Origin of the sequence: Alistipes sp., assembly GCF_048465635.1 — a bacterium.
Classification (GTDB): Bacteria; Bacteroidota; Bacteroidia; order Bacteroidales; family Rikenellaceae; genus Alistipes.
The window spans coordinates 82,617-103,201 of the sequence record NZ_DBFWLF010000025.1; the positions used below are offsets into that span (position 1 = coordinate 82,617).

Below are 20,585 nucleotides of genomic sequence, written 5' to 3' on the forward strand. Positions count from 1 at the left end.
GCTTTTACTCCATGCGGAATATATAGGTTATCGTGCCGCCCTGCACCGCGGCGGCGCTCTCCGTAAAACGGGCCTTGCGCGCGGCGGCGAGCGCGGCGGCGACCAGTTCGGCATCGCTCTCGGTCGAACCGACGGGTTCGAACGAGGCCCCCGTGACGTCGCCCTTGGGGCCGACCGTCACCCGGATGACGATCTTGCCGCTCTTCGTGCCGGGGTAAGCCGGACGGGGCAGGCTGCCTACCAGTCCGCGCCCCTGCAACCCCTTGTCGAGCTGGTCCAGCCCGTCGGCGGCAAGTCCGGGTCCCGTGCCGGAGGCCCGGTCCTCGCCCTGCTTCGCATGCGGATTGCCCGCGTTGTCGGGTTCGTCGACGCCCCCCTTGTTCATCTTAAAAAGCGCCTTGGGGTTGGGCGTGCGGGTCTCGGCATCGCGGCCCTCGGCCTGCGCGGTACGCTCCTCCGGGGCCGGCTTCTCGTGCACGCGCGGTTCGGCCGGAGCCTTCACGGGTCTCGGCGGCTCGGGCGCAGGTTCGACCAGCTCGATCTCGATCGTATCGCCCGGCTTCTCGGCGATGCGGCGGAAGTCGAACGAAACGAACGCGAACGAGACGATCAGCAGCAGCGCGTAAACCGCGGCTGCGATCGTCGCCCAGCGGCGGGGCTTCCGGTCGTTCGGGTCGTAGTAGTGCATACGCTATTCGGGTTGGGTCGCGGCGTTGAGCTTGTAGCCGTTGCGCTTGGCGATGTTCATCACCTTGACCACCTCGTCCCACATGACCGTCTTGTCGGCGTGCAGCGAGACGGTGGGTTCCTGCTGTCCGTCCAGCCGCGCCTTAAGCGCCCGCTCCACCCCGTCGAGCGATCCCACCTCCTGCAACTCCACGTAGTAGCGGTACTTTCCGCCCGCATTCTGGATCGAGACGGTGGTCATCGCCTTGTCCTTAAGCTGGTTGGAGCTTTTCGGAAGCATCAATTTCAGCGCGTTGGGGTTGATGAGCGTCGTGGCGATCAGCAGGAACAGCAGCAGCAGGAACATCAGGTCGGTCATCGACGATGCCGAAAAGCTCTTATCGACCTTCGATCCGTGTTTGATTGCCATGGTATCCTATTTTTGTACGGGTTGGTTGAGAATGTCCATGAAGGCGATCGAGTTGGCCTCCATCTGGAAGACCAGCTTCTCGATGCGCGCCACCAGGTAGTTGTAGCCGAAGTAGGCCGGGATGCCGACGATAAGTCCCATCACGGTGGTCACCATCGCCACGTACATGCCGCTCGAGAGTAGGCCCAGATCGACCGTGCCGCCTGCGGCGGACATGTCCATGAAGGTCTGCACCATGCCCAGCACCGTACCCAGGAAGCCGATCATCGGCGCTCCGCCGGCGATCGTAGCCAGGAACGGCAGGTTGTTCTCGAGTTTCGACACTTCGAGGTTGGCAACGTTCTCGATGGCGGTCTGCACGTCGCTCATCGGGCGGCCGATGCGCTCGATGCCCTTCTCGATCATGCGGGCGATGGGCGTGTCGGTCTTCTTGCAGAGGTTCACCGCAACGGCGATCTTTCCGTCGGAGATGTAGTCGCGGATGCGGTTCATGAAGTTCATGTCCAGCACCGAGGCCTTGCGGATGGCCATGAAGCGTTCGACGAAGATGAAAATCGTCACGCCGCCCAGCGCCAGCAGCGGCCACATCAGCCAGCCGCCCTTGGTAAAAAGCGTCCACAATCCCATGCGGGTTTCTTCACTGAGGGCCACCTCGGCGGTGGCCTGAAGGAGTGTTGTCATGTTCTAACGTTTATTTAAATTTGTTGTTTGTTCGCCTGTTTCGTTTCTTATCACCGTTATCTGCCCGCGGCCGTTGGCCGCGTCTGCAAGTCTGACCCTCCCCTAAATCCCCTCCTCGGAGGGGACTTGTCGCAACGCAACCACGGGCCATTGCATTAGCGAGCCGCCTTCCCTTGCGTCCTTCCCATACCTTCTTTCCTAAAGGAGGGAGATAGCGCACGATCCGGTCTGCCGGCGGAATATATTCTTCCGCCAAACCCGCTCGTTGACGGCTCCCGATCCATGCGGGGCAGCAATTCGGCTGTCTTGTTTTCGGCCGTCAGGCCGGCGGGCCGCAGCCTCGCCCCGCGGAGGCCCGCCTTTGGCGCTCCTCCGCAGGCTGCACCCGAGACAGGAGAAACATCCGCTCAAAACAAGCCGCTCAATCGCCGTCGCCTCCGAGGGCTGGGTCCGAGACAGGAGAAACGCATCCGCTCAAAACAAGCCGCTCAATCGCAGTCGTCTCCGCCCGGCCGCGGTCTTCCGGCCAATTCACAATCCTCTCAACGACTGCTATCCGTCGCCTCTTCCGCCGGAGGAATCTCCCCCTTCGCTTCGGCCGCCTCCGCGGCGGCCGCTTTCCGCGCCGCCCGGCGCGCCTGACGTTTCTTGTTCGTAAACCGCTCCTTGATCCGCCGCCGCAGGTCGCGGAAGTTGTTGAAATCCTCCTTGAAGTAGATGCCGATGCCGGTCTCCTGCATACCCTGGTTCTCGTCGAAGCGGTCGATGGTCTGCGTGAAAGCTTTCAGCTTGAGCGTTCCCGCCCGGTCGATCAGGTAGGTTATGTAGGCCTCGCCCATGAAGTTGGACATCGAGCTGTTCACCGCCTGCTTGTTGTCGATCAGGTAGTTGCCCTCCACCTCGACGAACAGGCGGTTGTTGATCAGGCTCTTCGACAGGCCGAAATCGACCTCGTCGCTGGTAATGTCCGACTTGGGCCGGTAGCGGATGACGATGTTGTAGTCGTCGGCCGAGAGCCAGCTGCTCAGCTGGTTGGCCAGGAACTCCAGCCCCGTGTTGTAGGAGACCGACGCTCCGATATTCTGCGACGCGGCGCTGTTCTCGGCCATGAAGCTCTTGAAGAGCAGCAGGTAGAGGAACTGCATGTCGACCGTCTCGGGCGTATTGAGCGCATTGGCGATGATGGTCTGCGTCTCGGGGTCGGAGGCGGGCACGCGCACGTCGAACGTCACCGCCGGGTCCGTCAGCCGGTCGCCGAGGTGGATGACGCACTCGACGGGAACCGAGCGGTCGGCGGCCAGACGGTCGGAAGTGCCTTGCAGGAGAGGTTGCAGCGAGGCCTTGACCTTATAAACGGCGTCGATGTTGAGCAGCGCGTTCACCGGCGAGCCGGTCCACTGGATCGTCGACCCCGGTTCGATGATGAATTTGCGGGTGAGGATGTTCTGCAGCGAGAAGAGGAAGCTGCCGTCGCTGATGGTGTAGTCGCCGTAGATCTCGAAGACGTTCGAACGGGGGTTGATCTGCATGTTCAGCGCCCCCTCGCCCCGTGCGCGGATGGTGTTGCCCGAGACGGTCAGCTCCACGTCGACGTTCGGCTGTACGTTGAGCGCCAGCGAGATATTCATCCGGCTGCCGGTGGTCGACCGCTCCTTGCGGCGGCGTTCGAACGCCTGTTTCTTCAGCGTGAGGTTGTCCACCGAATCAGCCGTCTTCGGCTTCTCGAAGATCACGAAGTCGGCGTTTGAAATGTTCGACTTGCTTGACAGGGGCATGAAGAACGAGGAGTTGTCGTCCGTAGTGGCCGCGATGTCCATCTCCACGCTGCCCTTGCCGCCCGCGATGCGGGCCGTGCCCGTGGCGAAGACCTTGCCGTAGAAGGCGTCGTTGTCCTGCTCGGTGGTGTTCAGCACGAGCATCCCCTCGGGGGCCACCCGCACGTCGTAAGTGATGTTCGAAAGGTGCTGGAGGCTCATGTCGAAGTCGAAACGGCCGCGGTTGCCCTCCGTGTCGAAGATCGGCACGTTCTTCGCCCGGAAGCGATTGCCCTTCACGTCGAGCACGGCTTCGGGCATCGAATAGGTCACCTGCGTAAAGTCGACCTTCGTGCGAAGTCCCTGCACGCGGATGCGCCCCGAGAGGTCGGCGTCGCGGCGCTGGCCGCGGAGCGTCAGATCGGCCGAGGCGAGGCCCTGCGTGGAGGAGATGACGCCCGAAAGCACGGGATCGAGCAGGCTCATGTCGAGGCTGTCGACGGACAGCCGGGCGTAGTAGCGTTTGTCGCGGGGCGCATAGAAGCCCCGGATAAGCGTGTCGCGTTTGGCCCGGTTCGCCACGATCACCCCGGCCCGGTTGCGTGCCGGGTCCCACCGCGAGGTGAGCTGCAGCGGCGGTCCCCCGACGCCGTTCACCGAGAGGCTGTCGATCAGAATGTCGGCCGCGATCTCGCCGCTGCCCAGCACCGCGCGCATGGTCGCCTCGCCGCTGGTGCGCCCCTCGATGCCGTAACCGATGCGGTCGGCCACCTGCGAGAAGGGGGCCAGGTCGAAGTTGCGCAGACGGAGCGTCAGCGAATCCTCGGGGCTGCGCGAGGCGATGCCGTCGAGCAGCAGCTCCTGCCCGCTGTTCATCACGTAGAACCGGTCGATGACCACCTGCGCCGTGTCGATCTGGATACGCCGCGCGAAGATGCGCCACGTCTTGTCGCCGCGCGTGATGTGCGAGGGGAGGATGTGCACGTCGAGCACCCGGCCGTTGGGACCGTCCTCCCTGGCAATCCCGGCGCGCAGGCCGAGCAGACCCGAAGCCTTGCGCAGCGTGTCGTTGAAGCCCGCCGACAGCTGCACCAACCCCTGTTTCGCCCCTCCGGTGAGCGAAAGGTGCGGCAGGTGGAGCGCTCCGGCGTAAAGGTCCTCGGCCGAGGCGTAGACCGCCAGCGAGTCGCCCTGATTCGAAGCGTTGATATTGAGGCGCGTGGCCAGCAGACGCCGCCGCTCGACGTATTCGGACGAGGCCCGGAACGAGAGTTTGTTGCTCGCGGGGTTGAACAGCAGCCGCAGCAGCGAGCCGTCGGCGATCTGCAGCCCAGGGGCCACCGCGTCGGCGACGGGGTTGAAACGGCGGATGTCGACCGAGAGCAGCGAGTAGTCGTCGGCCGCGGAGGGTCCCCCCTGCCGCGCGGACTCGGCGCGCCCCCTGCGGTCGAGCATCGGGAGGTATTTCCAGGCGCTCTGCCGCAGGTATTCGAACACCTCGCGGTAGCTGGTTTTGCTGCGGAAGGTGGCGTCGGCGAAGTCGGAGCGCAGCTCGAGGTACTTGCTCCGCGCGGAGTTCACGCCACGCACGGTGAGGCTGTCGGCCTCCAGCTCCTTGTCGTTGTAGCGGTAGCGGACGTTCGTCACCCGGATGCGGCCGTTCATGTCGTCGAGCGAGCGGCCGCTGCCGTTGGCCGACAGACGGGCGGAGAGCTGCGAGAGCGTGTCGCGGCGGTTGATGTGCAGACGGGTCAGATCGGCGTGGTGCAGCGCCAGCGTGAAGTCGTAGCGGGGAACCGTGTCGTTGAAGTCGACCAATCCCGAGAAGTCGAAGTCGAGGTTGGGGTCGCGGGCCGTGATCAGCCCGTCGAACTCCTTGTTGCGCAGGCGGCCGTCGAGCCGCAGCGAGTCGTAGACGTAGCCGTTGAAACCCAGCCGCGAGACGCTGCCGACCACCTTCGCGTCGGCATAGCCGCGCCCCACCACTCCGTTGATGCGGGCCGCGAGGGTGGCGTCGCCCAACAGGTCGCTGCGCCCCAGCAGTTCGCCCAGCTTGAGGCTGCGGGTCGAAACCGCACCGCGCACGCTGCTGAATCCCTTGCGCAGCGGCTTAAGCTCCACGTTGCACGCGAGCGTGCCGACACCCGTCTCCGCACCCAGATCGACGTCGAATGCCGAGAGGCTGCCCCGGAAGCGGGCCGAGAGGTCCATCCGTCCGGCGTGCGAGAGCATCTCGACGGTCTTCGCGGGCAGCGGCTTGCGGGCGATGCTGCGGGCGAGCGAATCGGCGGCCGAGGCCGTAGTGCTCAGGCGCGGAACGTTCAGGTCGAAGCGGGCGCTGCGCACGTCGGGCAGCCCCTCCACCGCCAGATCGGCCGTGAGGTAGGTATCGCGTCCGACGCGCAGGCTGTTGATTTTCCCTTTCAGATCTTCGACCTCGCCCGAGACCTCCAGGTCGATCCGGCTCAGGGTCGTATGCCAGTCGCGCAGGCGGGGCGCGAAGTAGGCCGCGTCGTCGGTCGCAAGCTGCGAGTTGCGGATCGTCGCCTCGATGCGCACCTCGCCAATGAACTCCTTGTAGTCGGCCCACGAGCCGCCCGCCAGCGAGATGGAGGGGATCGAGAGGTAGGAGTGCTCCGTGGCCAGGGTCGCCTGCTCGAAGCCGATGCAGCCATTGGCCAGGAAGAAGCGGCCGGAGAGGTGGTCCAGCACGAAGCCGCTGCGCTCGCGGGCGCTCAGGGTCGCAATGTCGACCGCGATGGCCTGTCCGTCGATTTCGAGCTGGTCGATCCGCGCCTCCAGTCCGTAGAGGTGCATGTGGCCGAAGTCGATGCCGAAGGGCGGGTCGCGCCGCTTGAGCCGCTCCAGGCAGAAGTCCATGTCGTGGATCGAGGCGTTCGACAGCGAAAGACGGAAGTTGCCTTTCTTGGGTTTGTCGGGGTCGGACAGGCGGTCGATGAGCTGCTTGATGTTCATCACCCCCTCGGGCGTCTCGCGCAGGTAGAGTTTGGCGTCGGCGATCTCGCCGCGGCTCAGGCTCACCCCGCCACCGAAGAGGCCCAGCCCCGTGACGAACGCGTCGAGCCGGCCCACATAGAGCAGCGTATCCTGTTGGTAATCCTCCACGTAAAGGCCCGACACGCGCACTTTGCCCAACAGGCCCACGTCCACGCGGCCGATGTCGACCGTGGTTTCGAGCTTGTAGGAGAGGGCGCGCACGGCCTTGCGCACCACGAAGTTCTGCACGGCGGGAATGTGGAGCAGCAGCGCCAGCGTCAGCGGCAGGACGACGAACAACAATACCGCCGCCGTGAACACCTTTCGCAATATTTTTATACCTTTGCGCATCGGGACCCCGTTATAACCTGCAAAGTTAATTTTTTTAGGGGAACTACCCTACAAAAAACATGAAAAATCTCCTCCGGGAGCCGTTACGGGCCGACGGAGGCGGCAATGAAAACCGAATATAGCATCCCATGGACATCACCATCTTAGGCATCGAATCTTCCTGCGACGACACCTCGGCGGCCGTGCTGCGCAACACCACGCTCCTCTCGAACGTCATCGCCTCGCAGGCCGTGCACGTCAAGTACGGCGGGGTGATCCCCGAACTGGCTTCGCGCGCCCATCAGCAGAACATCATCCCGGTGGTCGACACGGCGCTGCGCGAGGCGGGAATCGCCGCCGACGAGGTGGACGCCATCGCCTTCACGCGCGGCCCGGGACTGGTCGGGTCACTGCTGGTGGGCGTCTCGTTCGCCAAGGGGCTTTCGCTCGCCCGCAACATCCCGATGGTGGAGGTCAACCACCTGCACGGGCATATCCTCTCGCACTTCATCGACCTGAAAGAGCGCGAGTTGACCCACCCCGCGTTCCCGTTCCTGTGTCTGTTGGTCAGCGGCGGCCATACGCAGATCGTGCGGGTCGATTCGCCGCTGGAGATGGAGATCATCGGCACGACGATCGACGACGCGGCGGGCGAGGCATTCGACAAGTGCGCCAAAGTGATGGGACTGCCCTACCCCGGCGGCCCGGTGATCGACCGGCTGGCCAAGGAGGGCGACGCGGAGGCGTTCCGCTTCGCACGGCCCCGCGTCGAGGGGTACGACTACTCGTTCTCGGGGCTTAAGACCTCGTTTCTCTACACGCTGCGCGATGCCGTGGCCGAGGACCCCGGCTTCATCGAGCGGCACAAGGCCGACCTGTGCGCCTCGCTGCAGGCAACCATCGTGAACATCCTGCTGGACAAGCTGGTGCGCGCCTCGAAGGAGACGGGCATCCGCGACATCGCCATCGCGGGGGGCGTGTCGGCCAATTCGGGGCTGCGCGACGGTATCGTGGCCGAAGGTCGCAGGCGCGGGTGGCGGACGTTCCTGCCGGAGTTCAAGTTCACGACCGACAACGCCGCGATGATCGCCATGGCGGGTTACTACCGCTATCAGCAGGGCGCCTTCTCGGCGCTCGACGTATCGCCCGTGGCACGACTGGAAGAGTTATAAACCAAAACGATAGGATGAAAAAGGAGATTTTTCGGCGGGCGGCATGCGGTGCGCTGCTGCTCGCAACGACCGTTTTCGCTGCATGCAGTGGCAGCGACGATAACGGCGACACGCCCGCGAACGGGGGCGGAAACAACGGCGGAGGCGCGACGCCCGACGCCCTCTACCTGCGCGTCTCGCCCGAAACGCTGACCTTCAACGGCGACGGCACGGCGGAGGAGGCGACCGCCTTCAGCGTCGAGACCAACGGCACGTGGCAGGCAGCCGCGGGGCAGGATGCCGACTGGGTGCGGCTTTCCGCTGCGTCGGGTACGGGCAGCGGAACCGTCGCGGTCACCATCCCCGCACCCGTAAAAGGCGGCGGCCGGGCCGAAGTGACCTTCACGGCCCGCGATGCGGAGGGTGCAACGCAGACCCGGACCGTATTCGTCGTGCAGAAAGACCCCGCAGCGCCCGGTCCGGGCGACTACACGATCGACCTCGACTTCGCGGTGGGTCCCAAGCTGTCGGAACCCGAACTGCCGGGTTCGTCCGCCGAGGCGCTCAACGGCCGCAAGGAGTATGAGATGGAGGGCCACACGTTCGCCATCCATGCCGACGGATCGGTGAACGGCAAGTACTTCTGGGTGGACAACTCGCAGTACTCCCCCTCGATTCCCGAGCCGAACAAGGGGCTTTACTTCAGCAAAGAGGGGGCTTATGTCGAGTTCCCGGCCATCGCGGGCAAAGCGCTGAGCAAGGTGGTCTACACCCCGACCACGAGCGCCAACGGCGACCTCGTGCTGGAGATGACCGACACCGAAGATACGATGGTGAACCACACGCTCGAATACGCCGACGACGGCTCCTCGGTCTTCACGCTCGTAACGCCCGCCGCCAATACCCGCTACCGCCTCGAGGTAATCAACTCGAAGAATGCGCAGGCGGCACGGCTCGTGCTGACCTATTCAGACGCAAAATAGCGGGCCTCCCAAAAAACGAGACCTCCCGGCCTTTCGAGGGCCGGGAGGTCTATTTTTAGCGGGTCCGTTTCGGGAGAGCAGCCTGCAGGGTTACCGGCCTACTGCTCGGGTCGGGCCTGCCGGTTTACCGTCTACTCGACTGTTCGGGGCGGAGCCTGCCGGGGTTCGTCGCTTATTTCGTACCGAAAAGTTTGGCGCGGAGCGAGAAACTGTCGTACTCGTTCCGCAGCGACGACATCAGTTCGCGCACCGACTGAATCTTCTGCGCACGCCAGGCGTTGGCGCCGCAGAAGGCGTATCCGTTCTGCAGCTTGCCCTTGAACGCGTTGTAGAGCGCCAGCATGATGCAGTAGGGGCTGTGGGTCACGTCGCACGTCTTGATGCAGTCGAACGGGCACGCCTTCGGTCGTTTCAACCCCTCCTTCACCCGGTCGAGGAACGAGTTGCGGATGGCCCGGCCCGGCATGCCGACGGGGCTTTGGATGATCTGGATGTCGGCCTCGGTGGCGTCCAGATAGCTCTGCTTGAAAGCCGGATCGGCGTCGCACTCGTCGGTGGTGACGAAGCGCGTGCCCATCTGCACGCCGTCGGCCCCCAGCTCCATGATGCGGTAGATGTCCTCGCCCGTGTAGATGCCGCCCGCGGCGATGACCGGGATGCGGCAGTCGTGCTCGGCCTCGAACGACCGCACCTCGGCGACGATCTCAGGCACGAGCGCCTCCAGCGAGTAGTGCGCGTCGGCGATCTGCTCGTTCTTGTAACCCAAATGGCCGCCCGCCTTGGGCCCCTCGACCACAATGGCGTCGGGAACGTATTTGTACTCGGCCCACCACTTGCGGCAGAGCAGTCCGGCGGCGCGTGCCGACGAGACGATGGGGGCCAGCTTGGTTTTGGCCCCCTCGGGGAGGAACGAGGGGAGGTTGAGCGGCAGTCCGGCACCCGAGAAGATGATGTCGGCCTTCTCGGCGATGGCCGTGCGGACCATGTCGGCGAAGTTGGACATGGCCACCATGACATTCACGCCGATAATGCCGCGCGTGGCTTCGCGCGCCTTGCGCAGCTCCTGTTTGAGCCCCCAGACCGAAGCCTCGCGGTAGTCTTTCGAGTAGTTGTTGTAGATCGCCCCGAGGCCCGCCGACGAGATCACGCCGATGCCGCCTTCGTGGGCTACGGCCGAAGCCAGTCCGGAGAGGGATATGCCGACGCCCATGCCGCCCTGAACGATGGGGACGGGGGCGCAGAGATTGCCGATTTTCAATGCTTTCATAGTGTGGAAACGGATTAGTGTCGGGCTAAAGGTACGAAAATGCGGACCGAACGGCTCTCCGGCGGGTCAGATTTAACGTAGACTTCACATAGCACACACCGAAAGCGGGTTCCGCAAAACGGTCCGCCAGCCAAACGGCAGCGAATCGACGATCCGCAAACACCGCCCGCTCCGACCGCCGATTCACGGTTTGCAACGGTCCGGCAGCCAAGCGGCAACCACCCGAGGGTCTGCGACACAGTCCGCTCCGACCGCCGATTCACGGTCCGCAAGCGGGCCGCCAGTGGCAGCCGTTCCTTCTGAAAGGCCACTCAATCGTCCGCCCCTGCCTGTAAGTCCCACCGTCGCCGAACGCCCCCAGCCTGTGCGCCTACCCTACCCGCCGAATCGCATGCCCTACAAAAACCGCACACCGCGCAGCCGCCCCCGGCCGACGGCTTCGCGCTCGACGATCCCCGTCACCACGTCGGCCGCATCGTGCCAGCGGTTGGCCCCAAAGCGGCGGCGGTAGGTCGTCAGATGGGCGTACAGTTCGGGCCAGCGCACGCTCCAGCCGCGCGGGAAGCGGATCAGATGTAGCGCCGTGGCGGCATTGGAGAGGATGCGGGCCTCCTTGTTGCCGCTCTGGTGGAACCACTCGACGCGCACCCCGGGACAGCGCGCCTGCACGGCCCGGGCGAAACCGCGTCCGCCGTTGTTGCTTTCGACGGCGGCCTGCCGCGTGGCCGAACGGAGGAGCATCGCGGCCACCAGCGGCTCGGTCGCCTCCATCGGCTCGCGCGAGTAGACCGCATCGGTGACGTAGATCGTCCCGTCGGCGTCGACCGCATAGCAGATCGAGCAGAGGTAGTCGTCGCCCGTATCGGCCGTGTCAGTGTAGTTGGCGCGCCGTACGATCTCGCGCGGCAGCGCATCGTACTCGCCGAACGCCGTACCGTAGAGCTGCCCTTCGCGCGAGGAGGGATGCCCCTGGTACATCGCTTCGAACTGCACGGGGTCCAGCCGCCGCTTGGCCGCCAGCAGCGCCACGCCGTGCTGCGCCTCCCACAGCGCCTCGCCCGGCAGGCGCGGGTCGATCTGCGTGGGCGGCGAGGATTTGACCGCCTCGAAATTCATGTGCAGCCACGCCCCCTCGGGCAGCGTGTCGAGCTGCGCCCAGGCGGTCAGCTCCACGACCGGCTCGCGGGCCGCGAGCGTGCCGATCAGGTCCTCCTCGTGCCAGCGGGTGAAGACGATCAGCTCGCGCGAGGCGTTGTGCATGCGCGTGCGAACCACCGAGGTGTACCACTCCCAGCAGTTGGCCCGGATGACGGGCGAATTGGCCTCGATGGCGTCCTTGTAGAGGTCGTCCAGAATGAAGCAGTCGACGCGGTTGCCCGTGAGCGACCCCTCGCGGCCCACCGACAACAGCCCGCCGCGGCGGCCGATGATCTCCGCCTCGTCGGCCGTGCGGATATAGCTCGGGGGCTTGGTTCCCTGCTTGATGGTGGTGGCCGGAAAGAGCGCCCCGTACTCGCGCGATTCGAGGATGCGCTGCACGCGGCGGTTGAACTTCGACGCCAGCGCTCCCGAGTAGGAGGCGATCGCCACGCGGCAGTCGGGATCAAGCCCCAAAACATAGGCCGGCAGCAGCGTGGTGGCCCCGACGCTCTTGCCGTGCTGGGGCGGCATGGTGACCATCAGCCGCCGCACGCGCCTCCGGGCGAACGCCTCCAGCACCCGGTAGTAGGCGCGGTGAAAGGGTTCCAGTTCGAGAAAGGGATAGACCTCCGCGGCGAAGCGGTCTAAGGATAAAAGTTCCCCGGCGGAACGCTCCGCCGGGGTGGATTCGGTTGGTGCAACCATACGGTTTGCTTTTTGAACCCGATGCGCGGCGCCGCGGCGGGGAGGTTCGACATAAAGAGAGGTTCCGGGGGCCGCGCCGGGCCGGGAAGGGAGTGCGGAACCTAATACATGCGGTCTGAAGCGGAGCCGTTCCGGCGGTAGAGGATGCGGTGCGGAAAGCGGACGGTCCGATAAGCGGATGCGGACCCTGAGAGAGGCGTCCGAACCAAGGAGCAGGAGAACTGAGGAGCGAACAGGCGTCCGAGTGCACGTGCTGGCCTGAACGAGCATGCCGCCCCAGCAGGTGCGTCCTCCTTAAAGGCAGGCTCTTAACTGACTGAATGAGAAGTCGTTGAGCACCTCCCTGCCCTCAATGGACGTATGAAACTCCCACCAGACAGGCACGAGGTCAGCGATCCGTTCGCCATCGCCCTCGGGCAGCGATTCGCGCTTCCGGTAGACGATCACCGAGCCGGTGAGCCGGCACTCCGTATCGCCGAACGGGAAGCGGACCGTGCCCGAAAAGTAGTTGGAACCGCCGACAGCCTCCGCCAAACGCGCCGCCGCCTCCCGGTAAAGTTCAGGTGAAACCGAATACATCATTGAAATAAAGTTCGTTTCTGCAAAATATTTGCAAATAAAATTTAAATTGTTTAACTTTGTAGCACAAAGATATATTCAATTATTGAATTTAAATCCGATAAGTACAATTATTTATTATCAAATTTTCCGATAAAAGGCTATGAACGAACGGGTAAAACTGATACGCAAGCAGCTCGGAATGACACAAGAGCAATTGGCACAGCGACTTGGCATCGGCAAGGCGGCCTTGTCGATGATCGAAACGGGCCGGGCGGGGTTGTCGGCCCGCAACCGCAACATACTGGTTCAGGAATTGAACGTCAACCCCGAGTGGCTCGAATCGGGACGCGGCGCGATGTTCAACGCCGAACCCGATCTGACGGCTTACATGCACCGTACGGACAACTCGCTGCCGCTGCAGAGCGTGCCGCTCTACTCGATCGAGGGCACGGCGGGGCTGGTTCCGCTCTTCACCGAGCAGACGCGCACCAAACCCGTAAACTTCATCCACATTCCGAACCTGCCCAAGTGCGACGGGGCGATCTACATTGTGGGGGATTCGATGTACCCGCTGCTCAAAAGCGGCGACATCGTGCTGTACAAGCAGCTGCGCGATCTGAACGATATTTTCTGGGGGGACATGTACCTGCTCTCGATCGACATCGACGGCGAGGAGTACGTGACGGTCAAATACATTCAGAAGTCCGAGCGCGCGGGCTTCGTCAAGCTCGTCAGCCAGAACCCCCACCACGCCGACAAGGAGGTCGAAACCGCCCGCATCCGCGCCATCGCGCTGGTCAAGGCCAGCATCCGGATGAATTCGATCCGGTAAGCGGGAAAATTGGCAATAAATATAAAGTTCTTTTTCGTTTCATTCAATTTATTATTCGGCCAATTCGGTCGGATTCTTTGACCTGCCCCGGATCACGAGGGAGGGGGTATGGCAGGTTAACTGTTTATGGGCGCAGTGTCTCTTGGTTCGTTTGTCAGTCCGCAGCCGGCGGAGGGCATCGAAGCCATAGGCAGAGATGCAGCCCTCCGCACCCGGCGACTGCGGGCTGCCGGGGCCTGATCGGCCCCAAATCGAGCAAAAACGAGCAAGGGCGCAGCCTGCGGAGGGACGCGATAGGCGGGCCTCCGCGGGGCGAGGCTGCGGCCCGCCTACTCTTTGAGCCGAAATCTCTTGCCCTTTCCCTATGAGAATGGGCGAAAGAGAGGCGCACGCAGAAAACGGCGGGCGTCTATCCTCCGCCTCGCGGAACGGGCACGAAAGCTAACGCATATCGCACACCCGTTCCGGGCGCTCGGCGTCGGACAACCGCAATTCCCGCCGTTTCCAGAAGTGCACGAACTGGTGCGGCGCTATGCGCCTCGGATAAGGATAAGGACGCAGCCTGCGGGGCGCGCCATAGGCGAGCCTCCGCGGGGCAAGGCTGCGGCCCGCGCGGCTTCACAGCCGAAAACAGACTATCGAAGTTGCGGCCCGCACGGCTCTAAGAGCCGCAAATCAAAATGAAAGCTGAACTTCGTACCAAAGATTCTTCACCCTGCCCGCAAGCTGCGTTCTTATTCATAGATCTGCGGCAACATAAAAGACTACACTTTCCGATCACCCGGTCCATTCACCCGTCAAACTGCACTCCAGCCATCCGGCGGCCGAATCGCTTCTGCCCCAACTGGGTCGGCGGTCGCATCGCTCAAAATTATCCGGGCAAAATTTTCACAATCCCCGTATTTTTTCGTACCTTTGCGAGGATAGGATTGGTTAGCCAATTTCAGAAAGTGCGCCCAATTCGACCTGCAATCGCTACAATAAACTAAAAACCAATATCTTCTATGAAAACCAATTATGAAATCCGTTACGCTGCGCACCCCGAGGATGCCAAACATTACGACACCGCCCGACTGCGCCGCGACTTCCTGATCGAGAAGGTCTTCGCCGCCGATGAGGTCAACATGGTCTACTCGATGTACGACCGCATGGTCGTAGGCGGCGCGATGCCCGTCAAGGAGTCCCTCAAGCTCGAGGCCATCGACCCGCTGAAGGCCCCTTATTTCCTGACCCGCCGCGAGATGGGCATCTACAACGTCGGAGGTCCCGGCGTGGTGAAGGCCGGCGATCAGACCTACGAACTCGACTACAAGGAGGCACTCTACCTCGGTTCGGGCGACCGCGAGATTTATTTCGAGAGCAAGGACGCGAAGAACCCCGCCAAGTTCTATTTCAATTCGCTCACCGCGCACCGCAGCTACCCCGACAAGAAGGTCACCAAGGCCGACGCCGTCGTGGCTCACATGGGTTCGCTCGAGGGATCGAACGACCGCAACATCAACAAGATGCTGGTCAACCAGGTGCTTCCGACCTGCCAGCTGCAGATGGGCATGACCGAGCTGCTGCCCGGCAGCGTCTGGAACACGATGCCCGCGCACGTGCACTCGCGCCGCATGGAGGCCTACTTCTATTTCGAAGTACCCGAGGACCAGGCCGTCTGCCACTTCATGGGCGAAGTCGACGAGACGCGCCACATCTGGATGCAGAACGACCAGGCCGTGCTCTCGCCCGAGTGGTCGATCCACAGCGCCGCCGCCACGCATAACTATACCTTTATTTGGGGTATGGGCGGCGAGAACCTCGACTACGGCGACCAGGATTTCTCGAAAATCACCGATCTGAAGTAGTCCTTTCGACTGTTCCGGAGTATTCGGACCGATCTGAGAAGCATGGATTATTTCTTCGATCGGCGTTTTCGAAAACCGGTACAGACAAATCCCCCTGATTCCCCCTTTGAAAAGGGGGACCTTGCCGGGATGACACAGATCGGCAACCCGGATATTCGGCAGACGGATTTCTGCTGCCGGCCATACACCGGTCCGGCAAATTCCGGCACAGACAATCCCCTGAATCCCTTTTCAGAAACGGGGGACTTGGCCGGGAACAGTAAAAACCTTATAAAACCAATATTTCAAAATGGTAAACTTTTCTTTGGAAGGTAAGGTAGCCCTCGTAACGGGAGCTTCTTACGGCATCGGATTCGCACTGGCCACGGCATTCGCGCGTCAGGGAGCCAAGATCGTCTTCAACGACATCAAGCAGGAGCTTGTCGACAAGGGGCTGGCCGCCTACAAGGCCGAGGGCATCGAGGCACACGGCTACGTCTGCGACGTGACCAGCGAGGAGCAGGTCAACGCCATGGTCGCCCGGATCGAAAAGGAGGTCGGCGTGATCGACATTCTGGTCAACAACGCCGGTATCATCAAGCGCATCCCGATGGTCGAAATGACCGCCGCCGAGTTCCGCCAGGTGATCGACATCGACCTCAACGGTCCGTTCATCGTATCGAAGGCCGTTATCCCCTCCATGATCAAGAAGGGCAAGGGCAAGATCATCAACATCTGCTCGATGATGTCGGAGCTGGGCCGCGAGACCGTATCGGCATACGCCGCTGCGAAGGGCGGTCTGAAGATGCTTACGCGCAACATCGCTTCGGAGTACGGCGAGTACAACATCCAGTGCAACGGCATCGGCCCGGGCTACATCGCAACGCCGCAGACCGCACCGCTGCGCGAGCGTCAGGCCGACGGTTCGCGCCATCCGTTCGACTCGTTCATCGTCGCCAAGACGCCGGCCGCCCGCTGGGGCACGCCCGAGGATCTGATGGGTCCCGCCGTGTTCCTCGCTTCGGACGCTTCGGACTTCGTCAACGGCCACATCCTTTACGTGGACGGCGGCATCCTGGCCTACATCGGCAAGCAGCCGCAGTAGTGAAAACCTTTTTGGAAAATAATCCCCCGGAAATATTCCGGGGGATTATTTTTTATGGAACCTGATTATTATTTAAAAATTTCTTCGGAAATAGAAATTTGTTCTTGTGCCTGAAATGGGGACTGGATGATACCGGTCCGAGCCCAATTCAACGAATCCATATAAATCATCCGGTCAAGAACCGTTCTCAATGCTCGACTGTCAGCTTGGATTTCCTTAATATGCAAAGTTACAGCCTCAATTTTAATTTGCTGGCGCGACAGTTCCTCTTCAATACGGGGTAATTTGTCATCATACCATTGTAGATAAGTAATAATACCGCTTATGACAGAAACCACACCAAAAATGACGGCCATCCACCAAGCCGTATTCGATGCTTTTTTTGCCGTTTTAAGCATACTATGTGTTTGAATAAGACCCTGATATTCCGAAAGAAAGAGATTCTGCCTTTGCAACATCTCTATTTTTTCGAACAAGTTATGGATATTCAAAGCAATGCGATGCAACTTTTTGTCGGGATTGGGGGCCTCGGTACGAAGAACGCATGAAGCATTGTATTGAGAATAAAACAAACAGTTATAATATATCTTTTCTCCGAAGAAATTCATAAATGCTTCATTCAACTGCCTCCTTATATCCAATTGGTTGGCTATGTCATCATCAAAAGAATTAGGCTCGTGCTCCTCCACCAAACGATACATTAACATCATATTGTCATGTATGCTGGCAAAACGGAATTCGTACCCTGCAAGAAAATGCGTAAGAACCTTGTTATCGTTTTTATGTATATCGATTCTTCTTTTGCACACCAGGGCCTCGAACAGGTAGGATGTATTTTTCTGATGAAAAGTGTGCTTATGGAAAAAAGATTTTACATGATGATAAATATTCCGGACCAACTCTACTTCGATAGTTTCATATTCGGCACCGACCCCTTCATTAAAACGATATTCAATTATCCCATTTTGAGAATAATCCGTATTTTCCAGAAAGAGATCGCATGACTGCTCGCTACCAGATCCCAACTGACCGGATTTCAATCTGACTTGCGAATGAATCTGTAAATCGTACCGAACGACCGACGAAGATTTTTTTCTTTCTTCGCGAAGGATGACATTAATGGTCACCACATGGCCAATTTCATCAATTGGCAAATAGCAATTGATCGGCTTTTCCCGGATAAGTTCAAGGTTGGTATGAGTTGTGACAGGAATCCAATAGTAACAGTACTTTGGAGAGACCATTTCAGATTCTGCTTTTACCGGCAATAAAACATATAGTATCGCCCCACCTCCTTGGTTCCTTTCTCGATATAATTTTTCTGTATAACCTTGCTCTCGTGTCCGCCAATTTAGTACTTGCCCAACGAATGGAATTGTCGTCGTTCAAATGAGAGAAAGCAGTCTGCCGGATGAACCCTAAAGACAAAAATTGTCGGAATAGGAAATCATCATCACCGCCGGTCTTGTTTTTAAAATCGGCTTTCGTCCCTTTTTTTTGGTCGGCGACATATACTATTGCTTCGTCTCTCGAGCACATAACAGCAAATTTTTTTATTAACGCCTGCTATCAGGACATCAATAAGCCAAAACAACAACGCAAATATGAATTTGCGTCATTAAGCGCCCAAATATACGAATAAAATAAATAAATAGCAATTTTCAGCGCAAAATTATTCTTATGTAAACCGTTACAAATTCCTCGCCATTGTTGTGCACAGTAACGACTTAATTATTGTAAATCCATCTCGTTATTACGATTCGTTTAATTTTCTTCATAATTGTGAACAACCTAACAATAAATTCCTATATTTGTGTTATCGTTTCATAAACCACTAATCTCAATCCATTACCATGGAAAAAACTTCTGTACGGGAGTTGCAGGACGTCGTGATCCGCTTCTCGGGCGATTCGGGCGACGGCATGCAGCTCACGGGCACGCTTTTCTCCGACACCTCGGCGCTGATGGGCAACGGCATCTCGACCTTCCCCGACTACCCCGCTGAGATTCGCGCCCCGCAGGGAACCGTCGCGGGCGTATCGGGCTTTCAGGTCCACTTCGGCAACCACCGCGAGCTGAACCCGGGCGACTACTGCGACGTGCTGGTCGCAATGAACCCCGCGGCGCTCAAGGCCAACCGCAAGTGGCTCAAGGCCGGAGCCACCGTCATCATCGACGGCGACTCGATCACCGAAGAGCACCTCAAGCGAGCCGGGTTCGAAACGCTGGACCCCATCGCCGAGCTGAAGCTCGACGAGTACAACGTGGTCATCCCCAACATCACCGCCATGACGCGCGAAGCACTCATGCAGACCGAGCTGGACAACAAGTCGGCCGTGAAGTGCAAGAACATGTTCGCGCTGGGCATCTGCTTCTGGCTCTTCGACCGCCCGGAGAACCACGCCCTGCGCTACCTCGAATCGAAATTCGCCAAGAAGAACCCCGCCATCGCCGAGGCCAACAAGCTGGTCATCGAGGCGGGTTATAACTACGCCGCCAACACGCATCAGTTCGCCAACCACTACCGCGTGCCGTCGGCCTCGCTCGAGAAAGGAACCTACCGCTCCATCTCGGGCAACGTCGCCACGGCATGGGGCCTTTGCGCCGCCGCCGAAAAGGCGAACCTGCCGCTCTTCTGCGGCTCCTACCCCATCACCCCGGCCACAGTCATCCTCGAAGAGCTGGCCAAACGCAAGGACCTGGGCGTGAAGACCGTACAGGCCGAGGACGAGATCGCCGGCATCTGCACCGCCATCGGCGCGGCCTTCGCCGGCAATTTCGCCGTGACAACCACCTCCGGCCCCGGCCTGTCGCTCAAGAGCGAGGCGCTGGGACTGGCCGTGATGACCGAACTGCCGCTCGTGGTGGTCGACGTGCAGCGCGGCGGACCCTCGACGGGTCTTCCGACCAAGACCGAGCAGAGCGACCTCCAGCAGGCCCTCTACGGCCGCAACGGCGAATGTCCGGTGGCTGTCGTCGCCGCCTCGTCGCCGAGCGACTGCTTCCACTACGCCTTCGAGGCCGGACGCATCGCCATGGAGCACATGACCCCCGTGATCCTGCTCACAGACGGCTTCATCGCCAACGGCTCGGAGCCGTGGCGCATCCCGTCGATGAAGGACTATCCGCAAATCACGCCTCCGATCGTGAACGAAGCGCCCGAGGGCGGCTTCATGCCCTACGTGCGCAACGAGAAGCTCGCCCGCGGCTGGGCGTTCCCCGGCAAGGCCGGGCTGGAGCACCGCGTGGGCGGTCTGGAGAAGGACAGCGTGAAGGGCTGCATCTCGCACGATCCGGCCAACCACCAGAAGATGGTCTCGACGCGCGCCGCCAAGGTGGCCCTGATCGCCGAGGACATTCCCGAGCAGACCGTGTTCGGCGACCGGGAGGGCGACCTGCTGGTCGTCGGCTGGGGCGGCACGCGGGGTCACCTCCAGAATGCCGTCGAGCAGATGCAGGCCGAGGGCAAGCGCGTCTCGCTTTGTCACTTCAACTACATCAACCCGCTGCCGCGCGGCGTGCGGGAGATCTTCGCCGGCTTCCGCCGGATCGTGGTCTGCGAGCTGAACGAAGGGCAGTTTGCCAACTACCTGCGCACGCAGCTGCAGGAGTTCCGCTACGAGCAGTACAACAAGTGCGAGGGACTTCCGTTCACGGTGGTCGAGTTGAAAGAAAAGTTCGAATCCTTACTTGCGTAAAATCATGGCACAATACAACTATACCCCCGCCGATTTCAAGAGCGACCAGGAGGTCCGCTGGTGTCCCGGATGCGGCGACCACGCCATCCTCAGTTCGGTACAGAAGGCACTCCCCGAAGTGGCCGAGGCCCTCAACTACAACCATGAGCAGTTCACCTTCGTGTCGGGCATCGGATGCTCGTCCCGTTTCCCGTATTACATGCAGACCTACGGGTTCCACGGGATACACGGACGCGCCGCCGCCATCGCCACGGGCGTGAAGGTGGCCAACCCCAAGCTGACCGTCTGGGAAATCACCGGTGACGGGGACGCCCTGGCCATCGGAGGGAACCATTTCATCCACGCTGTCCGGCGCAACATCGACATCAACATCATCCTGTTCAACAACGAGATATACGGGCTGACCAAAGGACAGTACTCCCCCACTTCCAAGCTGGGCAAGATCACCAAGACCTCGCC

The 20,585-nt window shown here is 60.9% G+C and carries 15 protein-coding genes; 7 read left to right on the forward strand and 8 right to left on the reverse strand.

Features of this window, described 5'->3' with window-relative positions:
- Nucleotides 1-4: 4 nt before the first annotated feature.
- The 4 genes from ACMO9O_RS09370 to ACMO9O_RS09385 all read right to left on the reverse strand — a co-directional run bounded on the left by ACMO9O_RS09370 (nt 5) and on the right by ACMO9O_RS09385 (nt 6,879).
- Nucleotides 5-688, reverse strand: coding sequence for a TonB family protein (locus ACMO9O_RS09370; RefSeq protein WP_418983607.1), 684 nt, complete (start codon nt 686-688; stop codon nt 5-7).
- Between the two features lie 3 nt (nt 689-691).
- Nucleotides 692-1,096, reverse strand: a complete 405-nt coding sequence (locus ACMO9O_RS09375; RefSeq protein ID WP_418983608.1) for an ExbD/TolR family protein — start codon at nt 1,094-1,096, stop codon at nt 692-694.
- A gap of 6 nt (nt 1,097-1,102) precedes the next feature.
- Nucleotides 1,103-1,777, reverse strand: a complete 675-nt coding sequence (locus tag ACMO9O_RS09380; protein ID WP_418983609.1) for a MotA/TolQ/ExbB proton channel family protein — start codon at nt 1,775-1,777, stop codon at nt 1,103-1,105.
- Nucleotides 1,778-2,319: 542 nt separating this feature from the next.
- Nucleotides 2,320-6,879 carry a translocation/assembly module TamB domain-containing protein gene (locus ACMO9O_RS09385; protein ID WP_418983610.1) on the reverse strand — a complete coding sequence of 1,520 codons (4,560 nt, stop codon included), beginning with the start codon at nt 6,877-6,879 and terminating at the stop codon, nt 2,320-2,322.
- A 128-nt stretch (nt 6,880-7,007) separates the two neighbouring features.
- On the opposite strand from ACMO9O_RS09385, the gene tsaD reads away from it, so the two are divergent.
- Nucleotides 7,008-8,030: a tRNA (adenosine(37)-N6)-threonylcarbamoyltransferase complex transferase subunit TsaD gene (gene tsaD / locus ACMO9O_RS09390; protein WP_418983611.1), complete on the forward strand. Its 1,023-nt coding sequence runs from the start codon at nt 7,008-7,010 to the stop codon at nt 8,028-8,030.
- A 14-nt stretch (nt 8,031-8,044) separates the two neighbouring features.
- Entirely contained in the window at nt 8,045-8,992 is a 948-nt protein-coding gene (locus ACMO9O_RS09395; protein WP_418983612.1) for a BACON domain-containing protein, read from the forward strand.
- A 172-nt stretch (nt 8,993-9,164) separates the two neighbouring features.
- On the opposite strand, the gene ACMO9O_RS09400 is transcribed toward ACMO9O_RS09395, so the two are convergent.
- From ACMO9O_RS09400 to ACMO9O_RS09410, 3 genes are all read right to left on the reverse strand, one after another.
- Complete coding sequence (locus tag ACMO9O_RS09400; RefSeq protein ID WP_418983613.1) at nt 9,165-10,259, reverse strand: NAD(P)H-dependent flavin oxidoreductase; 1,095 nt, start codon at nt 10,257-10,259, stop codon at nt 9,165-9,167.
- 396 nt (nt 10,260-10,655) lie between these two features.
- A complete protein-coding gene (terL, locus tag ACMO9O_RS09405) occupies nt 10,656-12,104 on the reverse strand; it encodes a phage terminase large subunit (RefSeq protein WP_418983614.1) in 1,449 nt (482 codons plus the stop codon).
- 294 nt (nt 12,105-12,398) lie between these two features.
- On the reverse strand, nt 12,399-12,686 hold the full coding sequence (locus tag ACMO9O_RS09410; RefSeq protein ID WP_418983615.1) for a hypothetical protein: 288 nt from the start codon (nt 12,684-12,686) through the stop codon (nt 12,399-12,401).
- 139 nt (nt 12,687-12,825) lie between these two features.
- On the opposite strand from ACMO9O_RS09410, the gene ACMO9O_RS09415 reads away from it, so the two are divergent.
- From ACMO9O_RS09415 to ACMO9O_RS09425, 3 genes are all read left to right on the forward strand, one after another.
- Nucleotides 12,826-13,497, forward strand: coding sequence for an XRE family transcriptional regulator (locus tag ACMO9O_RS09415; protein WP_418983616.1), 672 nt, complete (start codon nt 12,826-12,828; stop codon nt 13,495-13,497).
- A 1,004-nt stretch (nt 13,498-14,501) separates the two neighbouring features.
- Nucleotides 14,502-15,344 carry a 5-dehydro-4-deoxy-D-glucuronate isomerase gene (gene kduI, locus ACMO9O_RS09420; protein ID WP_418983617.1) on the forward strand — a complete coding sequence of 281 codons (843 nt, stop codon included), beginning with the start codon at nt 14,502-14,504 and terminating at the stop codon, nt 15,342-15,344.
- A gap of 289 nt (nt 15,345-15,633) precedes the next feature.
- Entirely contained in the window at nt 15,634-16,428 is a 795-nt protein-coding gene (locus ACMO9O_RS09425) for a gluconate 5-dehydrogenase (RefSeq protein ID WP_418983618.1), read from the forward strand.
- A 68-nt stretch (nt 16,429-16,496) separates the two neighbouring features.
- On the opposite strand, the gene ACMO9O_RS09430 is transcribed toward ACMO9O_RS09425, so the two are convergent.
- Nucleotides 16,497-17,672 carry a hypothetical protein gene (locus ACMO9O_RS09430; RefSeq protein ID WP_418983619.1) on the reverse strand — a complete coding sequence of 392 codons (1,176 nt, stop codon included), beginning with the start codon at nt 17,670-17,672 and terminating at the stop codon, nt 16,497-16,499.
- 609 nt (nt 17,673-18,281) lie between these two features.
- Here ACMO9O_RS09430 and ACMO9O_RS09435 point away from each other — a divergent pair.
- Together ACMO9O_RS09435 and ACMO9O_RS09440 are read left to right on the forward strand one after the other, a co-directional pair.
- Entirely contained in the window at nt 18,282-20,126 is a 1,845-nt protein-coding gene (locus ACMO9O_RS09435) for a 2-oxoacid:acceptor oxidoreductase subunit alpha (RefSeq protein WP_418983620.1), read from the forward strand.
- A gap of 4 nt (nt 20,127-20,130) precedes the next feature.
- Nucleotides 20,131-20,585, forward strand: a 455-nt coding sequence (locus tag ACMO9O_RS09440; protein WP_418983621.1) for a thiamine pyrophosphate-dependent enzyme, incomplete at its 3' end; no start/stop codon positions are given.

What these genes read in the sequence shown, in the direction of transcription:
- ACMO9O_RS09370 (WP_418983607.1), bottom strand. Translation starts at nt 688, where the DNA reads ATGCACTACTACGACCCGAACGACCGGAAGCCCCGCCGCTGGGCGACG.
- ACMO9O_RS09375 (WP_418983608.1), bottom strand. Translation starts at nt 1,096, where the DNA reads ATGGCAATCAAACACGGATCGAAGGTCGATAAGAGCTTTTCGGCATCG.
- ACMO9O_RS09380 (WP_418983609.1), bottom strand. Translation starts at nt 1,777, where the DNA reads ATGACAACACTCCTTCAGGCCACCGCCGAGGTGGCCCTCAGTGAAGAA.
- ACMO9O_RS09385 (WP_418983610.1), bottom strand. Translation starts at nt 6,879, where the DNA reads ATGCGCAAAGGTATAAAAATATTGCGAAAGGTGTTCACGGCGGCGGTA.
- tsaD (WP_418983611.1), top strand. Translation starts at nt 7,008, where the DNA reads ATGGACATCACCATCTTAGGCATCGAATCTTCCTGCGACGACACCTCG.
- ACMO9O_RS09395 (WP_418983612.1), top strand. Translation starts at nt 8,045, where the DNA reads ATGAAAAAGGAGATTTTTCGGCGGGCGGCATGCGGTGCGCTGCTGCTC.
- ACMO9O_RS09400 (WP_418983613.1), bottom strand. Translation starts at nt 10,259, where the DNA reads ATGAAAGCATTGAAAATCGGCAATCTCTGCGCCCCCGTCCCCATCGTT.
- terL (WP_418983614.1), bottom strand. Translation starts at nt 12,104, where the DNA reads ATGGTTGCACCAACCGAATCCACCCCGGCGGAGCGTTCCGCCGGGGAA.
- ACMO9O_RS09410 (WP_418983615.1), bottom strand. Translation starts at nt 12,686, where the DNA reads ATGATGTATTCGGTTTCACCTGAACTTTACCGGGAGGCGGCGGCGCGT.
- ACMO9O_RS09415 (WP_418983616.1), top strand. Translation starts at nt 12,826, where the DNA reads ATGAACGAACGGGTAAAACTGATACGCAAGCAGCTCGGAATGACACAA.
- kduI (WP_418983617.1), top strand. Translation starts at nt 14,502, where the DNA reads ATGAAAACCAATTATGAAATCCGTTACGCTGCGCACCCCGAGGATGCC.
- ACMO9O_RS09425 (WP_418983618.1), top strand. Translation starts at nt 15,634, where the DNA reads ATGGTAAACTTTTCTTTGGAAGGTAAGGTAGCCCTCGTAACGGGAGCT.
- ACMO9O_RS09430 (WP_418983619.1), bottom strand. Translation starts at nt 17,672, where the DNA reads ATGGTCTCTCCAAAGTACTGTTACTATTGGATTCCTGTCACAACTCAT.
- ACMO9O_RS09435 (WP_418983620.1), top strand. Translation starts at nt 18,282, where the DNA reads ATGGAAAAAACTTCTGTACGGGAGTTGCAGGACGTCGTGATCCGCTTC.